The sequence below is a fragment of the Lysobacter sp. CFH 32150 genome, from assembly GCF_022758295.1.
GTDB lineage: Bacteria > Pseudomonadota > Gammaproteobacteria > Xanthomonadales > Xanthomonadaceae > CFH-32150.
Window position 1 is genome coordinate 127,107 of sequence record NZ_JALDWJ010000010.1, and the last position, 17,567, is coordinate 144,673.

The 17,567-nt window shown below is 66.7% G+C and carries 17 protein-coding genes; 8 read left to right on the forward strand and 9 right to left on the reverse strand.

The window, feature by feature from the left end; genetic code table 11:
* Positions 1–59: 59 nt before the first annotated feature.
* Complete coding sequence (locus tag MO486_RS14545) at positions 60–2,390, reverse strand: S9 family peptidase (RefSeq protein WP_242909256.1); 2,331 nt, start codon at positions 2,388–2,390, stop codon at positions 60–62.
* A 142-nt stretch (positions 2,391–2,532) separates the two neighbouring features.
* On the opposite strand from MO486_RS14545, the gene MO486_RS14550 reads away from it, so the two are divergent.
* The 5 genes from MO486_RS14550 to MO486_RS14570 are packed head-to-tail and all read left to right on the forward strand — an operon-like array spanning position 2,533 to position 8,225.
* Entirely contained in the window at positions 2,533–3,711 is a 1,179-nt protein-coding gene (locus tag MO486_RS14550; protein WP_242909258.1) for a beta-ketoacyl-[acyl-carrier-protein] synthase family protein, read from the forward strand.
* Positions 3,708–4,541 (forward strand): beta-ketoacyl synthase chain length factor, encoded by an 834-nt coding sequence (locus MO486_RS14555; protein WP_242909260.1) that lies wholly within the window; start codon positions 3,708–3,710, stop codon positions 4,539–4,541. Before MO486_RS14550 ends, MO486_RS14555 begins: the two co-directional genes overlap by 4 nt.
* Complete coding sequence (locus MO486_RS14560) at positions 4,534–5,340, forward strand: glycosyltransferase family 2 protein (RefSeq protein ID WP_242909262.1); 807 nt, start codon at positions 4,534–4,536, stop codon at positions 5,338–5,340. Before MO486_RS14555 ends, MO486_RS14560 begins: the two co-directional genes overlap by 8 nt.
* On the forward strand, positions 5,337–6,968 hold the full coding sequence (locus tag MO486_RS14565) for a tryptophan 7-halogenase (protein ID WP_242909264.1): 1,632 nt from the start codon (positions 5,337–5,339) through the stop codon (positions 6,966–6,968). Before MO486_RS14560 ends, MO486_RS14565 begins: the two co-directional genes overlap by 4 nt.
* A gap of 15 nt (positions 6,969–6,983) precedes the next feature.
* Positions 6,984–8,225 (forward strand): cation:proton antiporter, encoded by a 1,242-nt coding sequence (locus MO486_RS14570; protein ID WP_242909266.1) that lies wholly within the window; start codon positions 6,984–6,986, stop codon positions 8,223–8,225.
* Here MO486_RS14570 and fabG read toward each other — a convergent pair.
* From fabG to MO486_RS14610, 8 genes are all read right to left on the reverse strand, one after another.
* Positions 8,222–8,956 (reverse strand): 3-oxoacyl-ACP reductase FabG, encoded by a 735-nt coding sequence (fabG, locus tag MO486_RS14575; RefSeq protein ID WP_242909273.1) that lies wholly within the window; start codon positions 8,954–8,956, stop codon positions 8,222–8,224. The two genes, MO486_RS14570 and fabG, sit on opposite strands and share 4 nt — an antisense overlap.
* Positions 8,949–9,395, reverse strand: coding sequence for a phosphotransferase (locus MO486_RS14580; RefSeq protein WP_242909275.1), 447 nt, complete (start codon positions 9,393–9,395; stop codon positions 8,949–8,951). Before MO486_RS14580 ends, fabG begins: the two co-directional genes overlap by 8 nt.
* Positions 9,382–11,724 (reverse strand): MMPL family transporter, encoded by a 2,343-nt coding sequence (locus MO486_RS14585; protein ID WP_242909277.1) that lies wholly within the window; start codon positions 11,722–11,724, stop codon positions 9,382–9,384. Before MO486_RS14585 ends, MO486_RS14580 begins: the two co-directional genes overlap by 14 nt.
* Positions 11,725–11,734: 10 nt before the next feature.
* A complete protein-coding gene (locus MO486_RS14590; RefSeq protein WP_242909279.1) occupies positions 11,735–12,376 on the reverse strand; it encodes a LolA-related protein in 642 nt (213 codons plus the stop codon).
* A complete protein-coding gene (locus MO486_RS14595) occupies positions 12,321–13,268 on the reverse strand; it encodes an acyltransferase (protein WP_242909281.1) in 948 nt (315 codons plus the stop codon). Before MO486_RS14595 ends, MO486_RS14590 begins: the two co-directional genes overlap by 56 nt.
* A 13-nt stretch (positions 13,269–13,281) precedes the next feature.
* Entirely contained in the window at positions 13,282–13,557 is a 276-nt protein-coding gene (locus tag MO486_RS14600; RefSeq protein WP_242909284.1) for a hypothetical protein, read from the reverse strand.
* Between the two features lie 305 nt (positions 13,558–13,862).
* Positions 13,863–14,552: a ketosynthase gene (locus MO486_RS14605; RefSeq protein ID WP_242909286.1), complete on the reverse strand. Its 690-nt coding sequence runs from the start codon at positions 14,550–14,552 to the stop codon at positions 13,863–13,865.
* Positions 14,549–14,818, reverse strand: coding sequence for a phosphopantetheine-binding protein (locus MO486_RS14610; RefSeq protein ID WP_242909288.1), 270 nt, complete (start codon positions 14,816–14,818; stop codon positions 14,549–14,551). The genes MO486_RS14605 and MO486_RS14610 overlap by 4 nt, the downstream gene beginning before the upstream one ends.
* A 99-nt stretch (positions 14,819–14,917) precedes the next feature.
* On the opposite strand from MO486_RS14610, the gene MO486_RS14615 reads away from it, so the two are divergent.
* The 3 genes from MO486_RS14615 to MO486_RS14625 are packed head-to-tail and all read left to right on the forward strand — an operon-like array spanning position 14,918 to position 17,566.
* Entirely contained in the window at positions 14,918–16,261 is a 1,344-nt protein-coding gene (locus MO486_RS14615; RefSeq protein ID WP_242909290.1) for an NAD(P)/FAD-dependent oxidoreductase, read from the forward strand.
* Entirely contained in the window at positions 16,258–17,274 is a 1,017-nt protein-coding gene (locus MO486_RS14620; protein WP_242909292.1) for a pteridine-dependent deoxygenase, read from the forward strand. Before MO486_RS14615 ends, MO486_RS14620 begins: the two co-directional genes overlap by 4 nt.
* A 43-nt stretch (positions 17,275–17,317) precedes the next feature.
* Positions 17,318–17,566: a hypothetical protein gene (locus MO486_RS14625; RefSeq protein ID WP_242909294.1), complete on the forward strand. Its 249-nt coding sequence runs from the start codon at positions 17,318–17,320 to the stop codon at positions 17,564–17,566.
* Position 17,567 lies beyond the last annotated feature (1 nt).

Consider the following 17,567-nt stretch of genomic DNA (forward strand, 5'->3'; position numbering starts at 1 on the left):
ACGGCGCGAACAAAAAAGGGCCAATTGCTTGGCCCTTTTTTGCTTTAGCGGACGATTGCTTAGTTCGCCGGCGGCTTGATCCGGTATTGCGCCGGCGGTTCGGCACCTAGCAGGTGGCGGACGAAGTAATCCCAGCGCCGGCGCATCACGTAGTAACTGTCGGCGCCATAGCCATGGCGTGCATTCGGCAGCATCAGCAGGTCGAAATCCTTGTTCGCCTTCATCAGCGCGTCGACCACAAGCAGCGTCATGGAGGGTGGCACGTTGTCATCCATCATGCCGTGGATCAGGAACAGATGACCCTGGAGTTTGTCGGCGAAACGCTGGTTGGCCTGGTCGTCGTAGTTGGTGGTGCCGTCCTTGTTGGTCACCAGCAAACCCTGCCACTTCTCCGCCCAGTCGTCCTCGTAGTTGCGGTTCTCGTGGTTGCCGCTTTCGCTGATGCCGACCTTGAAGAAGTCCGGATAACGGAACATCGCCGTCGCAGTGGCGTTGCCGCCGCCGGAATGGCCCCAGATGCCAACACGATCGAGGTCGATGAACGCGTGCCGCTTGGCCAGCTCCTTCATGCCGGCGACCTGGTCCGGCAGCGTGTTGTCGGCAATATCGGCAAACCAGGCGTCGTGGAACGCCTTGGAGCGATACGGCGTGCCCATGCCGTCGATCGCGACGACGATGAAGCCGAGTTCGGCCAGCGCCTGGTGGTCGCCACGCGCCGGTGCGAAGCCGCGGCGGCCGACCGAGCCGACCTGCGGGCCCGGGTAGATGTAATTGATGATCGGGTACTTCTTGTTCGGGTCGAAATGCGACGGCTTGAACATCAGTCCGTACAGGTCGGTCTTGCCGTCGCGGCCCTTCACCGTGATCGACTCCGGCGCAACCCAGCCAGCCGCCTTCAATCGGGTGATATCGGCGCGCGCGATCTCGGCGGCGACCTTGCCGTCCTCAGCATCGCGCAACACGCTGACCGGCGGCATGGTCGTCGTCGAATACGTATCTACGAAGTAACGGCCGTCAGGCGACAGCTTCACCGTGTGGGCGGCGTCTTCCGGTGAGAGCAAGGTCACCTCGCCATTGTCGAGGCCGACCTTGTACAGATGCTGGTAGTAGGGATCGCGCCTCGCTTCGCGGCCGGTCCCGATGAACCACAGCGTGCGCGTCTTCTCGTCGAGGCGCAGCACTTCGGCGACGTTCCAGTCGCCCTTGGTCACCGCGTGCTTGAGCTTGCCGGTGGTGAGGTCGTACAGATACAGGTGCCCCCAGTTGCTGCGCTGGCTCCACCACAGCACTTCGTTGCTTTCCGGCAGGTAGCGCCAGTTGATCGCGTTGATGCCGCTCTCGAACCAGGTCTTCACCTTCTCATCGAACACATCGCGTACCACGCCGGTCGCGGTGTCGGCGATGCGCAGCCACGTTTCCTGGTGATCGCGCGAGGTCGAAGCGAACGCCAGCGTCTTGCCGTCCGCCGCCCACTGCACGTCTTCCCAGCCGCCGAAGCAGCTGACGTCGTCGCACTGGGTGGAGCGGTGCTGGTCCGGTGGCATCTTGAAGCGCACGACCTTGCGCGCGGGCACGTCGATGACGACGCGCTCGATCATCGTGATGTCCTTGTCGCCAACCAGTGGATATTTCCAGGTCTCGACTTTCGGGTGCCCGACGTTGGTGCCGACCAGCGTCATCTCGCCGGTCTTGCGCTGGTCCTGCTGGAAGGTGGCGATCTGTTTCGAATCCGGCGACCACACCAGGATCGCACTGTCGTCATGCACCCAGCCGGCATTGTTGGTGGCGTAGCCGTAATCCTTGACGCCGTCGGTGGTGAGCTGCGTTTCCTTGCCGGTGGCGACTTCGCGCAGCCACAGGTTCCAGTTGCGGATGAAGGCTTCGTGCGCCTTGTCCGGCGACCGCACGCCCGGGCCATCGCCCTCCTTGACTGCAGCCTTTTTCGCCGGCTGGCAAACGCCCTTGCCACCGAGATCGCACAGGTAATGCTCGCCGCGCGCGACGATATCGAAGCGGCCATCGGCCTGGACTTCGAAACCGGTGACGGCTTTATCGAGTTTTTTCGCATCGACCGGCTTGCCGGTCGCCTTGGCCAGCGCCTTGGCGAGCTTGGCATGATCGAACGCAGGCGCCGCCTTGCCGCTGGCGACATCCATGCGCAGGATGCGGGCGCCGTTGACGTCGGAATCGACGTAGACGAAATGCCCGTCGTCCAGCCACCTGACGCCCTGCACGGCGTGATCGACCAGGGGCGATGTGTTCTGGCCGAGGAAGCGCTCCGCTCGCGCGTAATCCTCCATGCCGACTGTCCGTGTCTGCGCCACGGCGCTCAGCGACAGCAGACCCACCACGGCGCCCAGCAGGCGCGTCTTGTTCAGCATCGAACCCATAGCCACCCCTCGCTCACATGAATCCGGCCATGCTAGCGCGGCTCGGACGACAGGCACCCCTGCCGGATGTCCCGGAAGCGCTCGTTATACTCGGGCGATGATTGAATCGGAGTTGCGTGTGCCCCCAGCGTCGCCATCCCCAATGCCATCGCTGGCGATCCGCGCATATACCGCCACCACCGCGCTCGGTCGCGGCCGCGGCGCGCAGTTATCGGCATTGCGTGACCGTCGTAGCGGTTTGCGCCACAACGATTTCGGCAACGAGCGGCTGGATTGCTGGATCGGCCGTGTCGACGGACTCGAGGCTGCGCCCGTGCCGGATGCCTTCGCGCAGTGGGATTGCCGCAACAACCGCCTTGCCTGGTTGGCGCTGCAACAGGATGGCGTGCTCGAAGCCGTCGCCGCGCTGCGCGAGCAGTACGGCGCCGCACGCGTGGCGGTCGTGCTCGGCACTTCCACCGCCAGCATCGGTGCCAGCGAAGAGGCCTACGCCCGGCTCCACAACGGAGCCTTCCCGCACGATCTCGCCCGACCCGTCGTGCACAACCCGCACTCGCTCGGCGACTTCGTGCAGCAGGTGACGGGGCTGCGTGGCCCGTGCATGACGGTGGCGACGGCATGTTCCTCCAGCGCCAAGGTGTTCGCGCAGGCGGCGCGCCTGATCAACGCGGGCATCGTCGATGCGGCGCTGGTCGGCGGCGTCGATACGTTGTGCGGCAGCGTGCTGTTCGGGTTCAACGCGCTGCAACTGGTGTCGTCGCAACCGTGCCGGCCGTTCGATACGGCGCGGGATGGCCTGTCGCTGGGCGAGGCCGGTGGCTTCGCGGTGCTCGAGCGCGCAACGGAGCGTGATCGTGGGCTGCAGCTGCGTGGCTACGGCGAATCCAGCGACGCCCACCACATGTCCTCGCCGCACCCGGAAGGCCTCGGCGCGCAGTTGTCGATGCGCGATGCCTTGGCGCGCGCCGACATCGGTGCCGCCGAGGTGGGCTATCTCAACCTGCACGGCACCGCCACCCCCGCCAACGACAGCGTCGAAGCGCTGGCGGTGTCGGCGTTGTTTCCCGATGCACTGCACGCGAGTTCGACCAAGGGCTGGACCGGGCACACCCTCGGCGCCGCCGGGATCGTCGAGTCGGTATTCGCGATGCTGGCGCTTGAACACGGCCTGCTCCCGGGCACCCTCAACAGCAATGAGCGTGATCCCGCCTGCGGCGCGCAGATCCGCTTCGACAATGCCGAGGCCGGCATTCGCTATGCGATGAACAATTCGTTCGGCTTCGGCGGCAACAACTGCTCTCTCGTGTTCGGTGTCGCATGAGCGGCCTCTCCGCGACGATTGAAGGCATCGGTTATTGGAGTCGCGGCCTGCCTTCGTGGGATGCCGCGCGCGATTACGTGCGCGATGGCACGTTGCCCGAAGCCGCCCCGCCAAGGCCTTCGCCCCAGCTGCTCGCGCCAAACGAACGCCGGCGCGCGCCGGAAACCGTCGCCGTCGCCCTGGAAGTCGCACTCGCCGCCTGTGCCGCCGCCGGTCGCGAACCGGCGACGTTGCCATCGGTGTTCGCCTCGGCCCATGGCGACCTCGCCATCACCGATTACATGTGCGCCACCCTCGCCGTCGAACCGGCGACGATCTCGCCGACCAGGTTCCACAACTCCGTACACAACGCCGCCGCCGGGTACTGGACCATCGGTGCCGGCTGCATGCAGGCCGCGACCGCGATCAGCGCGTTCGACGCCAGTTTCGCCCAGGGCCTGATCGAAGCGCTGGTGCAACTCGCTGCCGGCAGCGAGGCGGTGCTGCTGGTGGCTTATGACAGCGAAGCGGTCGGTCCGCTGGCCATGGTCTCGCGGAGTGCCGGACTGCTCGGCGGCGCACTGGTGCTCTCGCAACGCGAATTCACGGGTGCGCCACGCCTGCGCCTGTCGCTGGTCGATGCGGATGCGCCCGTGCCCGGCGGCGCGTTGGCGCGGATGGTCGGCGACAACGCCAGCGCGCCGATGCTGCCTGTGTTCGAGATGCTGGCTTTGCAGCAGGATGCACGGGTCATGTTGAAGGCCGGGCCCGGACGCGCGCTGCAGGTGGAAATCATGCAAATGGAGACCATGCACATGGAGAGCATGCATACGGAGAGCCCGCATGCCTGATCGCAACGACATTGCGGTCGTGATTCCCGCGCTGAACGAGGCGCTGCGCATCCGCGACGTGGTCCAGGCAGCCCTGCGCGAATGCCCGCAGGTGATCGTGATCGACGATGGGTCCGACGATGGCACAGCCGAGCGCATCGCCGACCTGCCTGTGACCGTATTGCAGCACACGCAACGCATGGGCAAGGGCGCAAGCCTGCGCGACGGCTTCCGCGAGGCCCTGCGCCGCGGCGTCGCCGGCGTGCTGACCATGGATGGCGACGGCCAGCACGATGCCTCTGACATCCCGCGCCTGCTCGATGCCGCCGCGCGTCATCCCGGGCACATCGTGATCGGCGCGCGCCTGCGCAAGCGCTCGCAGCAGCCGACCTATCGCCGCCTCGCCAATGAATTCGGCGACTGGGGCATCGCCTGGGGCACCGGCTACCAGATCGCCGACAGCCAGAGTGGCCAGCGCTATTACCCGGCGGAAGTCTGCGCGCTCGACGACGTCCCGGGCGAGGATTTCGTGTTCGAGGCACAGATCGTGATCTCCGCGGCGCAGCAGCTCGGCACGCGCTGCGTGTCGGTGCCGATCGAGTCGCGTTACAAGCAGACCCACACCGGCGAGCAGATGCGCGCCAGCCACTTCAAGCCGGTACGCGATTTCACCCGTATCACCCTGCACATTGTGCGCGGGTGCCTGCGCCGCGGCGGGGTCCCGGCGGTCTATCGCAGCATCCGCGCCAATCCGCCACTGATCGACGACACCAGCGGCGAGTTCGCTCCGCCTCCGGTCACTGCCAAGCAGGCGACATGAGCGCCAGCGCCGCTGCCGATGTCGTGATCCTCGGCGGCGGCCTCGCCGGACTCACCCTGGCGATCCAGCTCAAACAACGCGATCCGGCGATGGCAGTGACGGTGCTGGAGCGGCGCACGCATCCCGTGCGCGAAGCCGCGTTCAAGGTCGGCGAATCCACGGTCGAAATCGGTGCGCATTACTTCGCGGACGTGCTCGGCTTCCGCGAACACCTGGAAACGCGGCAGCTGCGCAAGTTTGGTTTCCGCTTCTTCTTCAGCGAAGGGCGCGAGGATCTCGATCGCTGCACCGAACTGGGCGTCAGCGAACTGCTGCCGACGCCATCGTGGCAACTCGATCGCGGACGCTTCGAGAATTTCCTCGGCGAGCAGGCGCGCGCGCTCGGCGTGCAGTTCATCGATGGTGCGGTGGTGCGCGACGTCGCGCTCGGTGATCTGCACCAGGTCACTTACCAGCACGACCATGCGACGCTGACCCTGGCGACGCGCTGGGTCGTCGACGCCGCCGGCCGTGCCAGCCTGCTCAAGCGCAAGCTCGACCTCGGCCAGCCGAACGACCACGACGCCAACGCGGTGTGGTGGCGCGTGGACGGCTACATCGATCCGCAGGACTGGTCGGGCGACAGCGACTGGCTGCAACGCTGCAATCCGCCGGCGCGCTGGCGTTCGACCAACCACATGTGCGGGCCCGGGTACTGGTTCTGGCTGATCCCGCTGGCCTCGAATGCGCATTCGCTGGGCATCGTCTGCGACGCGAAGATGCATCCGCTGGAGACGATGAACACGCACGAGAAGGCGATGGCGTGGCTGCGCGAGCACCAGCCGGGTGTCGCACGCGCGGTCGCCAAGCCCGAGCATACGTTGCAGGACTTCCTGTTCTTCCGACACTTTTCCTATGGCTGCAAGCAGGTGTACAGCGGCGATCGCTGGGCGCTGACCGGCGAGGCCGGGTTATTTCTCGACCCGTTCTATTCGCCAGGCAGCGATTACATTGCGATCAGCAACAGCTACATCTGCGACCTGATCGGCAAGGACCGCGCGGGCCAGTCGTTCGCGCCGTATGCGGAGCTCTACCAGCAGCTGTATTTCTCCTTCTACGAAAACACGCTGACGCTGTTCCAGGACCAGTACCCGATCTTCGGCGACGCGCAGGTGATGCCACTGAAGGTGGTCTGGGACTACACCTTCTACTGGGCGCTGCTGGCGCCGTTGTTCTTCGCGCAACGGCAGACCGATATCGCGATGCTCGGCAGGCTGCGTGATGAGTTCACCCAAGGCCGCGCCCTGAACCTGACGATGCAGGCCCTGCTGCGCGACTGGTACCAGCGCAACACCGCGCCGCTGCGGCCGGACGGACGCTGGCTCGACCAGTTCAAGCTCGACTGGTTCCACGAGATGAACCGCGCGCTCAACGACCGCCTCGACGACGCGGCGTTTGCGCAGCGCATCCGCGACAACGTCGCGCGCATGCACTGGTTGGCGCGCGAGATGCTGGGCGAGGCGCGGCGGAACCATCCGACGATTCCGGATCAAGGGCTGGATGCATTGCTTGATGCCAGCGAAAATCCTCCGCCCTCGCTCGACGCGAGCTGGTATGCCCGCACGGCGGCGGAAGCCACTGCAGCCTGACGAACCGACACCCGCATGCCCCATTCCAATCTCCTGCTGCAACTCGTCATCATCCTCGTCACCGCGCGTGCCTGCGGCCTGTTGCTGCGCTACGTCGGGCAGCCATCGGTGATCGGCGAGATAGCGGCTGGCATCGTGCTCGGGCCGATCGTGTTCGGCGCGCTGTTTCCCGGATTCCATGCCGAACTGTTCGCGCCGGCCTCGCTCGGCGGACTGTCATCGCTCTCGATGCTGGGCCTGGTGCTTTTCATGTTCATCGTCGGCGCAGAACTGCGCGCACCCAATGGCGTGCGGGCGCAGATGAAGGCCGCCGGTGCGGTCGGTGCGCTCGGCGTGCTGTTGCCAATGGCGCTCGGCATCGCGATCTCGCCGTGGCTGCATCCGCTGGCGCCGGCCGGTGTCGGCTTCTGGCCATTCGCATTGTTCATGGCGGCGGCGATGTCGATCACCGCGTTCCCGGTGATGGCGCGCATCCTCAAGGATCGCGGCATGACCCAGACGCGGCTCGGCCAGCTCGCGCTCAGCAGCGCGGCGATCGCCGATGTGTTCGCGTGGATCATGCTGGCGCTGGTGGTCGCGCTGATCGGTTCCGGCGATGGCCGCGCCGGCTTCCTCAAGACCACGCTCGGCCTGGTTGCCCTGGTGGCATTGGTGTTCGGTGCACTGAAGCCGCTGTACGCATGGCTGCTGCGTCGCTATGCACCCGACAGCCGGCCCTCGGTGATGGTGCTGGCCGCGATCGTGATCGGCGCACTGGGCTGCGCGGCATTGACCGAATGGCTGGGGTTGCATGCGGTGTTCGGCGCGTTCCTGTTCGGCGCCTGCCTGCCGCGCGACGACCGCCTGCTGCAGTGCCTGAGCGAACGCCTGGAATACCTCGCGATCGTGGCGCTGATGCCGATCTTCTTCGCACTGGCGGGCCTCAACACCACCGCGGATGCCTTCACCAGCACCGGACTCGGTGCGCTGGCGCTGATCCTCGTCGCCGCGGTGTTCGGCAAGATCGCCGGCGGCGCCGCCGGTGCCCGCCTCGCCGGTTACGGATGGCGCGACAGCCTCGCTGCCGGTTCGCTGATGAACGCGCGCGGCCTGATGGAACTGATCGTGATGAAGGTTGGCCTCGACGCCGGCCTGATTGGACCGGAACTGTTCACCATGCTGCTGGTGATGGCGTTGCTGACCACGGTCATGACGGGACCGCTGTTGAACCTGTTCGCGGGACGCCGCGCACGCGCGCCAGAACCGGTGGCGCCCTAGCTCATCCCGCCGTCGACACCGATCACCTGTCCGTTGATGTACGCGGCGGCATCGGAGCACAGGAATCGCACCAGCGCGGCGACTTCGTCCGGCGTGCCGGCTCGTGCGGCGGGAACGAGTTGTTTGATCGTGTCCGGCGTGAATGTCGCGTCGGTCATGCGCCCCGCGATCACGCCGGGCGCGACGACGTTCGCCGTGATGCCGCGCGAAGCCATCTCGCGGGCCAGAGATTTCGTCGCCCCATGCAATGCGGATTTCGCCGCGGCGTAATTGGCCTGGCCGCGATTGCCGAGCACAGCCGCCACCGACGACACGCTGACGACGCGGCCCCAGCGCGTGCGCGCCATCGGCAGCAGCAGCGGCTGGGTCACGTGGAAGAAACCGTGCAGCGACACGTCGATCACACGCTTCCATTGCGCATCGCCCATGCCCGCCAGCGGCGCGTCGTCGTGGATGCCGGCGTTGTTGACCACGACCTGGATCGGGCCGGCGGCCAGCAGGGATTCGATCGCGGCGCGCGTGGCGTCGCCATCGGCGACATCGAACGCGATGGCTTCGGCGCTGCCGCCGGAGGCGACGATCTGCGCGACCACCGTCTCGGCGCGCGCCAGGTTGCCGTTCGCGTGCACGATCGCATGCAGGCCATCGGCGGCAAGCTGTCGGCAGATCGCGCCGCCGAGATCGCCACTGCCGCCGGTCACGATCGCGCGACGCCGGGTGCTTTCAGTCATGGAGTGTCTCCGTGGATTGCAGCATCACCGCGGCGCGACCTGTGGCCAGCAACACGCCATCGTGGGTAATGCGGAATGCATACTGCTGGCCGCTGTCGCCAACCACCAGGGCTTCGGCTTCGCATTCGAGCGCACCCGGCAAGTCGTCGATGCTGACGACGTGCAGTTCGACGCCGCGCAGTGCCACCAGCATGCCGGGGGGCGCACGACCACCGCCCTGTTGCGCGAGGAGGCCACCATGGACCGCCATCGCTTGCGCGCCGTATTCGCACAGGTGCACGGCACGGAGCCTGTCGTGGCTGCACAGCGGATGCGCCGGATCGCGATGGTTGTGCGCGCGCAAATGGATGCGTCCTGCATCCCAGCTGACGACTTCATCCCACAGGCACATGCTGCCCGCGTGCGGGACCAGGGCGGCGATCTGCTCACGCAGCAGCATGGGCTACCTCGCGTCGTGGGTGCCGCGCGATCAGCAGGCCAAGGACGAAATTGCACACGACGCCGAGCGCGACCGTCGAACCGATCGCGCGCAGCACCGGGATCGTCGACAGCGCCAGCAGGCTGAACACCAGCAGCGTCATCAGGCTGCAGACGATGATCGCGTGCAGGGTACGCAACTGCTCGGCGCGATCGTCGCCGGCATGTTCGAAGAACAGCGCGTAGTCGAGGCCGAGTCCAGCAGCGAGGATCAGCGCGACCAGGTGGAACAGGGTCAATTCGATCCCGCAACCGCGCAGCACGGCGATCACGATCAGCGTGGTCAGCGCCATCGGCAGCAGCACCCGCCACACCCGCCGCGGCGAGCGCAATGCCGCCCACACCGTCGACGCCAGCAGCAATGCCGCGAGTGCCAGCGCCCACAGCACGCGCTGGCGATATTCGCCGACCAGCGATTCCGAAGCCTGCTTCAGGTCGAGCAGTTGCGCGCCGTGTTGCTGTCCCAGACGCGCGATCGCGGCAGGATCGTGCAGTCCGCTCAGTGATACCAACGCGGTGGCGTGACCGTCGCGCTCGAGCAACAGGCCACCAATGCTGGCGGCGAGCGGCGTGCCGTCGAGGTCGCTCACGCGCAGGGGCGCGGCACGCCTGGCGACGGCCACGTCGGCAACGAATGGGGTGAAGGCGTCGGGCTGGAATGGCGTCGCCGCGACGGCGGCATCGAGCGCGGCCTGCAATGTCGGCGCATCGGGCAACCGCGCCTGGCGTTGTCGCTGGTTTTTTGCGCTCGGCAGATAACGCGCTGCCAGGTCGTAGCCTTCGAGCGCGTGTTTGCCAACCAGCACATCGAGCTGCGGCCGCAGGCGTTCGGAAGCCTGAAGGACCGTTTCCGTGTCGGGGCCTTGCAGCACCAGCACATAGCGCACGTCCGGCGCGCCAAGTTCTGCGCGCAGTTGCGCGTCTCGCGCGAGCGCATCGGCCGGCACCGGGGTCAACTTCGCCAGGTCGTTCTGCCAGAACGGGCCCGGCGCGAATACGGCAACAGCGAGCGCGGCCGCGGCCAACAACACCAGCGACCAACGCGGTTGTGGCCAACGTTCGATCCGCGCCCACAATCGCGCCAGGCGCGACGATGCCGCGGGATCGCGATGCGCGTCGGCGTCGATCAGCGCCGGCAGCAACCAGCGCGTGCTCGCCGCAGCCGTCGCAAGGCCGACGATGGTGAACACCGCCAACTGCTTGAGCCCGTCGACGCCGGAGACGAAGAAGGTGAGGTAGGCGATGCAGGTCGAGGCCACGCCGGTGGCCAGCGTCGGCCACAGCGTACGCACGCTCGACCATGGCGACTGGCCAGCGCGCTGGTGGCTGAACAGATGGATCGGGTAATCCTGCGCGACGCCAATCAGGGTGAAGCCGAACGCGACGGTGATGCCATGCACGCCCTCGAACAGCAGTGCGACCGCACCGAGCCCGGCGAGACCGGCGCTGGCCAGCGGCAATGCGCCGAGCAACGGCGTCTTCCAGTTGCGATACGCGATGTACAGCAACAGCAGCAAACCGATGGTGTCGACGAGGCCGATCCAGCTCGCCTCGCGCTCGGTGCGCGTGCTGATCTCGACCGAGAATGCGCCCGGACCGGTGAGATCGAGCGTGCTCCTACTGTCGCCACGCACGGTGGCGAAGGCCTGGGTGATCGTCGCGACCGCGGCTTGTTGTCCTTTCGGGTCGAAGCCGGCGGCGGCGGTCTGTACGGCCAACAGCGCCTCGCGGCCGCCGCGATCGAACCAGACGCCGTGCAGGCGTTGCGGTGCCTGCGCCGGCTGCCAGCTTTCCGCCAGCACCAGGGTTTCGAGCGTGGGGTCGGCCGGGATCAGCGGTTCGACCAGGGACGCCGCGGGCGAACCGAGGTCCTGCACGCGCGCGTCGAGTTGTTCGCGCAGGAACTCCTCGTCAAAAGCTGCGGTCGCTGTGTCCAGCGTCGGCGACAACAGGTAGCGGTACGGGCGCAGGCGCTCGGGAAAATCTTCGAGGCCGCTGTCGCCGTTGGCGACCAGTTTGAATTGTGGATCGGCGGCGAGCTTCGCGCGCAAGGCCTGCGATTGCGCCGCCAACATTTCCGCATCGTCTCCGGCCAACGCCAGCAACAACAGGCGCGAACCCGGGCCTTCGCCAAGTTCGTCGATCAGCAGTTTCTGCGCCGGCGTCTCGGCCGTCGGCATGAAGCGGCGCAGGTCGCCGCTGACCTGCAGCGTGCGCGACACCCACCAGCCGGTGAGCAGCAGTGCTGCCAGCCACAGCAACGCCAGCGCCAATCGCGAACGTGGCGTCATCGGCATGCGATCAGGAGCCGTGGCATAACGCAGTCATCGCATTGGTGTCGGCTACGCCTGCTGCAGCGCGCGCGGCGCCGGCAAGCAGCGTGCGCTGCAGATCGCCCGATTTCGCAGGCTCGGTTTCGATGCAACGCAGTTCGGCGCCGCGGCCATACAGGGTGATCGTGCGCACCTTCGCCGCGAGCGCGCCATCCTTCGGCGTCAATGCCAGCGCCCACTGTTGGCGCGTGCCTTGCGTGGCGAGACGGTAGTGGCGTTCGAGCAGCAGGCGGTCGCCAGCGAGCAGCGCGCCGAAACTCGCCTGCAAACCCACGAGTTCCGGTGAGCGTGACAGGGAGAACGTGCGCGGCGATTTTCCGACACGCGCGATCGTCACTTCGCCGGCACGGATCGTGGTGGTTTCGCTGTACGGCGCACGCACTTCGCGCACCAGCGTGTCATCGCGTGGACGCAGGTACTCGCCTTCGATCCGCAGCGGTGTTTTCAGCAGCTTGGAACCGCGCAGTTCGACGAAGGACGTGCGCATCGGCGCCGGCCGCGCCAGCTTCGCCAGGATCCAATTGGCGTCGACGCCAGACTCGACCGCCGCGGCGCTAAGCGACGCGGCGCCGAGCAGCAGTGCGAGGAGTCCGTACTGGGTGGTTCGCATCGTCGGTCTGCCAATAGTCGTAGAAGTTGAACCAGTTGTAGGGCGCGGAACGGGTGTGGTGCTCCAACCGCGCCGCGTAGCGTTGTACCAGTTCGCCCAGCACCGCCGGCCGATCCTGCCGCGCGATACTGATCGCGTCGCTGAACGGCTCGAATGTCAGTTCATAGTGTTTGCCACCGCGGTACAGGCCGAACGCGAGTACCACCGGCGCCCGCAGCGCCGAGGCGATCAGCCAGGGTGCGGCGGGGAACATGGCGCGTTCGCCGAGGAACGTGGCCGGCACACCGACTTCGCCGGGATGGGCGCGGTCGACCAGTAGCGCCACCAGTGCGCCTTCCTGCACGGCCTGCTGGATCGCCAGCACGATCGATGGCCCGTCCTGGCCGGCGTCGATCACGGTCGCGGCGATCTCGGGATTGAGCGCATCCAGCAACTCGGTGATCGCCTGGTTATGGCCCTTGTCGAGCAGCACCCGGATTTTCACGTCGGGGCGTGTCCGTGCCAGCACGCGCAGCACTTCGAAGCTGCCGAGGTGCGAGCCGAACAGCAGCACGCCGCCGCGGTCGAGCTGCGTATGCAGCGCGTCCACCCCACGCAGGTCCACGTCGAAGCGGCGCAGCTGCTCGCTGAGCAGGAACACGCGATCGAGAATGGTGGCGGCGAAGGTGTGGATGTGCCGAGCGACCGCGAACCACCCCACACGGTGCCCGAACACGCGCTGCAGGTAATCGCGCGAAGCGCGCCGCTCCGGCCCGCGCATCAGCAGGAAGTACAGCGTGATCGGATACAGGCACAGCCGCCCGACGACGCGACCGCCACACCGGGCGATGGTGCGGATCAACCACAACGCGAACCGGCCGCCACCCTCGGGACGCTGCTTCCAACCGCTCATGCCGGCAGGCTCATCAGGCCACGACCTCACCGCTGGCCAGCAGCGTATCGCCACGCAGCACGCGGAACCGCCAGCGTGGCGTTTCGCCAGCCAGTTCGATACGCGCGGTTTCGCCAGGCAACAGCGGCTGCGCGAACTTCACCTGCGGCAGGCGCAAGGCACCCAGCGGACCATGCGCGGCTTCGATGGCTTCGAGCACACGTTCGAGCACCACCACGCCAGGGACAATCGGCCGCCCGGGGAAATGTCCAGGCAGGCTGGGGTGGTCAGCGGGGATCACGAATTGCATGCGGCAAGCATAAGCCACCGAGATGCTTTGCCTTGCTTCAAGCAATGACGAACCGACATCCTTCCCAACCCGGAGGGCGGCGCACAGGACGTGCGCCGTTTTTCGACCGAGGCAGGGATGCCGAGTCGAAAAATCTCCATGACCTCCACGCCGCGAGCTGTGCTCTTGCCAAGGAGGCCATTTCTTTTGGTTACTTTTCTTTGGGCCAGCAAAGAAAAGCACTGGATCCCCGCCTTCGCGGGGATGACGAGCAAGAGCACTCGCGCTCACTTTGATTTTCGGCCACTTCCCCCAGCGCGAAGCGATCAGTCGAACAACCGCCGCCAGAACTCCGGCCCCAACGCGCCCATCTGCCGCAGAAATTCGGTGAAGTTGCGGTACGGCCGCTGCGGGAACAATCGCCGCCGCAGCACGTACTCGCCGCAGAAAAATCCGCCGATCAAACCGTAGTTGAGCAGGTTCGCGAACCACGACCACTGGTTTTCGCTCACCGTCACCGGTGGGACGATGCCGAAGCTGGTCAGCAAACCGTCCGGCACGGCGAGCAACGCCAGCACCAGGTTCGCCAGCGCCAGCGCCGCCAGCAGCAGCGCCCAGCCTGCGGTCAAACGCCGCGTGTAACGCTGCAGGCGTGGTTCGAGCGCCGTAGCCGGCTTGCGTTCGAGCGCAGAGACGATCTTGCTGATCAGCGGCACGCGTCCGGCGCGCAGGGTCCGTGCGAACGCCCACGCCACAAAGGCGACGAATGCGACCGGCACCAGCAGCAACGGCAGTTGCGCATGGCGCGATTGCGCCAGGGCGACCAGCCCCACCCCCAGCAGTGCGGCCACGCCCCACGCCCATGGCCGTCGCAGCAACAGCGGCTGCAGCAACACGATCACACCAATATCGGCAAGCGCCACTGCGGCGAGCGCACTGCTGCCGTGACTGCTGGCGAGATGCGCCAGCAGCGGATACGCCAGCGCCAGCAACAGCCGCAGTGCGGCCGTGTTCAAGTGGTCTTGTGCTGTTCGACGTGCGCCGACAGCGCGCGCAGCGAGGCGAAGATGCGGCGGTTGGCGTCGTTGTCCGAGCGCAGCTGGAAGCCGTATTGCTTCGAGATCGCCAGCGCCAACTCGAGCGCGTCGATCGAGTCGAGGCCCAGTCCGTCGCCAAACAGCGGCGCCTCCGGATCGATCTCGGCGGCGGCCACGCCTTCCAGGTTCAGGCTGGCGACCAGCAGTTCGGCGAGATCGTGTTCGGCAGGGCTTTGCGGGGACATCAGGGGTTCCGTTGCTGCGGTGAGGGCGCAACGATCCGGCATCGGGCGCCGGGGCGCAAGCCAGCCGGGCCGATGCGGCGCCGCGATATCATGCGCGGCATGACTGAACCCGCCTCCGATCCGAACACCACCATTGATACAGATGTCCTGGTCGTCGGCGGTGGTCCGGCCGGCTCCACCGCCGCGACCCTGCTGGCGCGCAAGGGCTGGCGGGTGCTGCTGCTGGAGAAAGGCCGTCATCCGCGTTTCCACATCGGCGAATCGCTGTTGCCGATGAACCTGCCGATCCTCGAACGCCTCGGCGTGCTCGAACAGGTGCGCGCGATCGGCACCCACAAGCCGGGGGCGGAATTCCCGGTCGACGACCACAACTACAACACTTTCCGCTTCGAACGCGCGCTCAATCCGTTGTTCGGTTACGCCTTCCAGGTCAAGCGCGAAGAGTTCGACCAACTCCTGTTCGAACACGCCAAGGCCAACGGCGTCGACGCGCGCGAGGAAGTGAAAGTCGAACGGATCGAATTCGGCGCCGACGGCCGCCCCGCCCTTGCGCATGCGAGCGATGCCGCCGGCAATGTGCTGCAAGTTCGAGCGCGCTACTTCGTCGATGCCAGCGGCCGCGACACTCTGTTCGGCAGCCAGCTCAAACTCAAGCAGAAGAACCAGCTGCACCAGTCAGCGGCGATCTTCAGCCACTTCAAGGGCGTGCAGCGCCGCGACGGCGAGGACGCCGGCAACATCACCGTGCAACGTTTCGCGCATGGCTGGATGTGGCTGATCCCGCTGCAGCACGACGTGATGAGCGTCGGCGCGGTGTGTTTCCCCGAATACCTGAAGACGCGCCGCGGCGACAACGAAGGCTTCCTGTTGAAGACGCTCGAATCCGAACCTTCGGCCTGGACGCGCATGCAGGGCGCCGAGCGCGTGGCGCCCGTGCACGTCACCGGCAACTACTCCTATACCTGCACGCAGATGACCGGGCCGGGCTGGGTGATGGTCGGCGACGCCTACGCCTTCGTCGATCCGGTGTTCTCCTCCGGCGTCTACCTGGGCATGAACAGCGCCGAGCACGCCGCCGAGGTCGTCGACGGCACGCTGCGCGATCCGGCGCGTGAAGCGGCGTTGCAACGGGCGATGGCCAAGCGCATCAAACGCGGGCTGAAGCACTTCCAGTGGTTCATCTACCGCTTCACCACGCCGGTCATGCGACACCTGTTCAACAATCCGCGCAATGTCTGGCAGGTGGAGCAGGCGGTGATCTCGATGCTGGCCGGTGACGTGTTCGACAACCGCGCGGTGCTGCGGCGCCTGCGCGTGTTCCGCGCGATCTACGCACTCACCGCCGTGCAGCTCGCGCCGCAGGCATTCCGCGGCTGGCTGCGCCGGCGCCGCCAGGTGCGCGTGGCGATCAGTGGCGACACCTTGCAGCCGGGTAACCCGTGAGCGCCGTGCAGCCCCTCGAGCGCAGCGGCAACGTACCGCGCCTGCAGGTCGATTACTTCGGCGCGGATGCATTGCCTGCCGTGTTGTCGCAACCGGACACGCTGGCCGTGCTGGGCTTCGGCACCGATGCGGCGGCCAGCACCGACCCGCGCTACCTGCATGTGCCGCTGCAACCGCATGGCGCCGCGACACTGGAAGTCTGGCGCAGCCAGGGTCCGGTGACCTCCGGCATCGACGATGGCATCCGCTGGTCCGCAGACGGCATGCTGCAATTCGGCGCCATCGAAATCGACGAGACCCACTTTGACGCGCACGGCAACGGTATCGAAGCGGCCAGCGCCGCCGCGTACGCCCGCCTGCATGCCTTCGTGCGCAGCCACGGCTACCCGCACCAGTTGCGCATCTGGAACCACCTCGACGCGATCACCGCCGGCGATGGCGACGAGGAGCGCTATCGACGTTTCTGCCTCGGTCGGGCCGCCGGGCTCGGTCACTTCGACCCCACTGCGTTGCCGGCGGCGAGCGCGATCGGTCGCCGCGACGGCGTGCGCACGCTGCAGGTCTACTGGTTGGCCGCGCGTACACCGGGCACGCCGATCGAGAATCCGCGCCAGGTCAGCGCCTACCGCTATCCGCGCCAGTACGGCCCGCAATCGCCGAGCTTCGCCCGCGCGATGCTGCCGCCGTCAGCGCAGATGCCGCTGCTGCTGTCCGGCACGGCCAGCGTGGTCGGACACGAATCGCGCCATCACGACTGCGTCGAATCGCAATTGGCCGAGACCTTCGCCAATTTCGACAGCCTGATCACCGCCGCACGCGAACTACGCCCGGCGTTGCCCGCGCATTTCGGTCCCGGCTCGCGCCTGAAGGTGTACGTGCGCGATGCCGAACACCTGCCGCGGATCGCCGCCGCGCTCGATGCCCTGCTTGGCCCGGCCGTGCCACGCCTCCTGCTGCACGCGGCGATCTGCCGGCGCGAACTGCAGGTCGAGATCGACGGCGTGCATAGTTGAACGTACGCTCGCACCTAATCGATTCCGCAACGGAGTAACGACCATGGGTTTGATCAGCTTGCTCTGGGGCATCATCGCAATGATCTGGATGGTGGTCGCGTTGATCCCGGTGATCGGCATCACCAACTGGCTGCTGATCCCGTTCGCCGCAGCGGGCGCGGTCATCGCCGCCATCGGCATCGCCATCACCTCCCGCGAAAAGCGCGGCCGCGCCAAGGCCGGCCTGGTGCTCAACGGCATCGTCATCATCGTAGCGATCGTGCGCTTGAACCTCGGCTTTGGCGTGATCTGAC

What these genes read in the sequence shown, in the direction of transcription:
- MO486_RS14610 (WP_242909288.1), bottom strand. Translation starts at nt 14,818, where the DNA reads ATGTCCCCGCAAAGCCCTGCCGAACACGATCTCGCCGAACTGCTGGTC.
- MO486_RS14600 (WP_242909284.1), bottom strand. Translation starts at nt 13,557, where the DNA reads ATGCAATTCGTGATCCCCGCTGACCACCCCAGCCTGCCTGGACATTTC.
- MO486_RS14570 (WP_242909266.1), top strand. Translation starts at nt 6,984, where the DNA reads ATGCCCCATTCCAATCTCCTGCTGCAACTCGTCATCATCCTCGTCACC.
- MO486_RS14590 (WP_242909279.1), bottom strand. Translation starts at nt 12,376, where the DNA reads ATGCGAACCACCCAGTACGGACTCCTCGCACTGCTGCTCGGCGCCGCG.
- MO486_RS14565 (WP_242909264.1), top strand. Translation starts at nt 5,337, where the DNA reads ATGAGCGCCAGCGCCGCTGCCGATGTCGTGATCCTCGGCGGCGGCCTC.
- MO486_RS14595 (WP_242909281.1), bottom strand. Translation starts at nt 13,268, where the DNA reads ATGAGCGGTTGGAAGCAGCGTCCCGAGGGTGGCGGCCGGTTCGCGTTG.
- MO486_RS14585 (WP_242909277.1), bottom strand. Translation starts at nt 11,724, where the DNA reads ATGACGCCACGTTCGCGATTGGCGCTGGCGTTGCTGTGGCTGGCAGCA.
- MO486_RS14615 (WP_242909290.1), top strand. Translation starts at nt 14,918, where the DNA reads ATGACTGAACCCGCCTCCGATCCGAACACCACCATTGATACAGATGTC.
- fabG (WP_242909273.1), bottom strand. Translation starts at nt 8,956, where the DNA reads ATGACTGAAAGCACCCGGCGTCGCGCGATCGTGACCGGCGGCAGTGGC.
- MO486_RS14560 (WP_242909262.1), top strand. Translation starts at nt 4,534, where the DNA reads ATGCCTGATCGCAACGACATTGCGGTCGTGATTCCCGCGCTGAACGAG.
- MO486_RS14580 (WP_242909275.1), bottom strand. Translation starts at nt 9,395, where the DNA reads ATGCTGCTGCGTGAGCAGATCGCCGCCCTGGTCCCGCACGCGGGCAGC.
- MO486_RS14550 (WP_242909258.1), top strand. Translation starts at nt 2,533, where the DNA reads ATGCCATCGCTGGCGATCCGCGCATATACCGCCACCACCGCGCTCGGT.
- MO486_RS14545 (WP_242909256.1), bottom strand. Translation starts at nt 2,390, where the DNA reads ATGGGTTCGATGCTGAACAAGACGCGCCTGCTGGGCGCCGTGGTGGGT.
- MO486_RS14555 (WP_242909260.1), top strand. Translation starts at nt 3,708, where the DNA reads ATGAGCGGCCTCTCCGCGACGATTGAAGGCATCGGTTATTGGAGTCGC.
- MO486_RS14625 (WP_242909294.1), top strand. Translation starts at nt 17,318, where the DNA reads ATGGGTTTGATCAGCTTGCTCTGGGGCATCATCGCAATGATCTGGATG.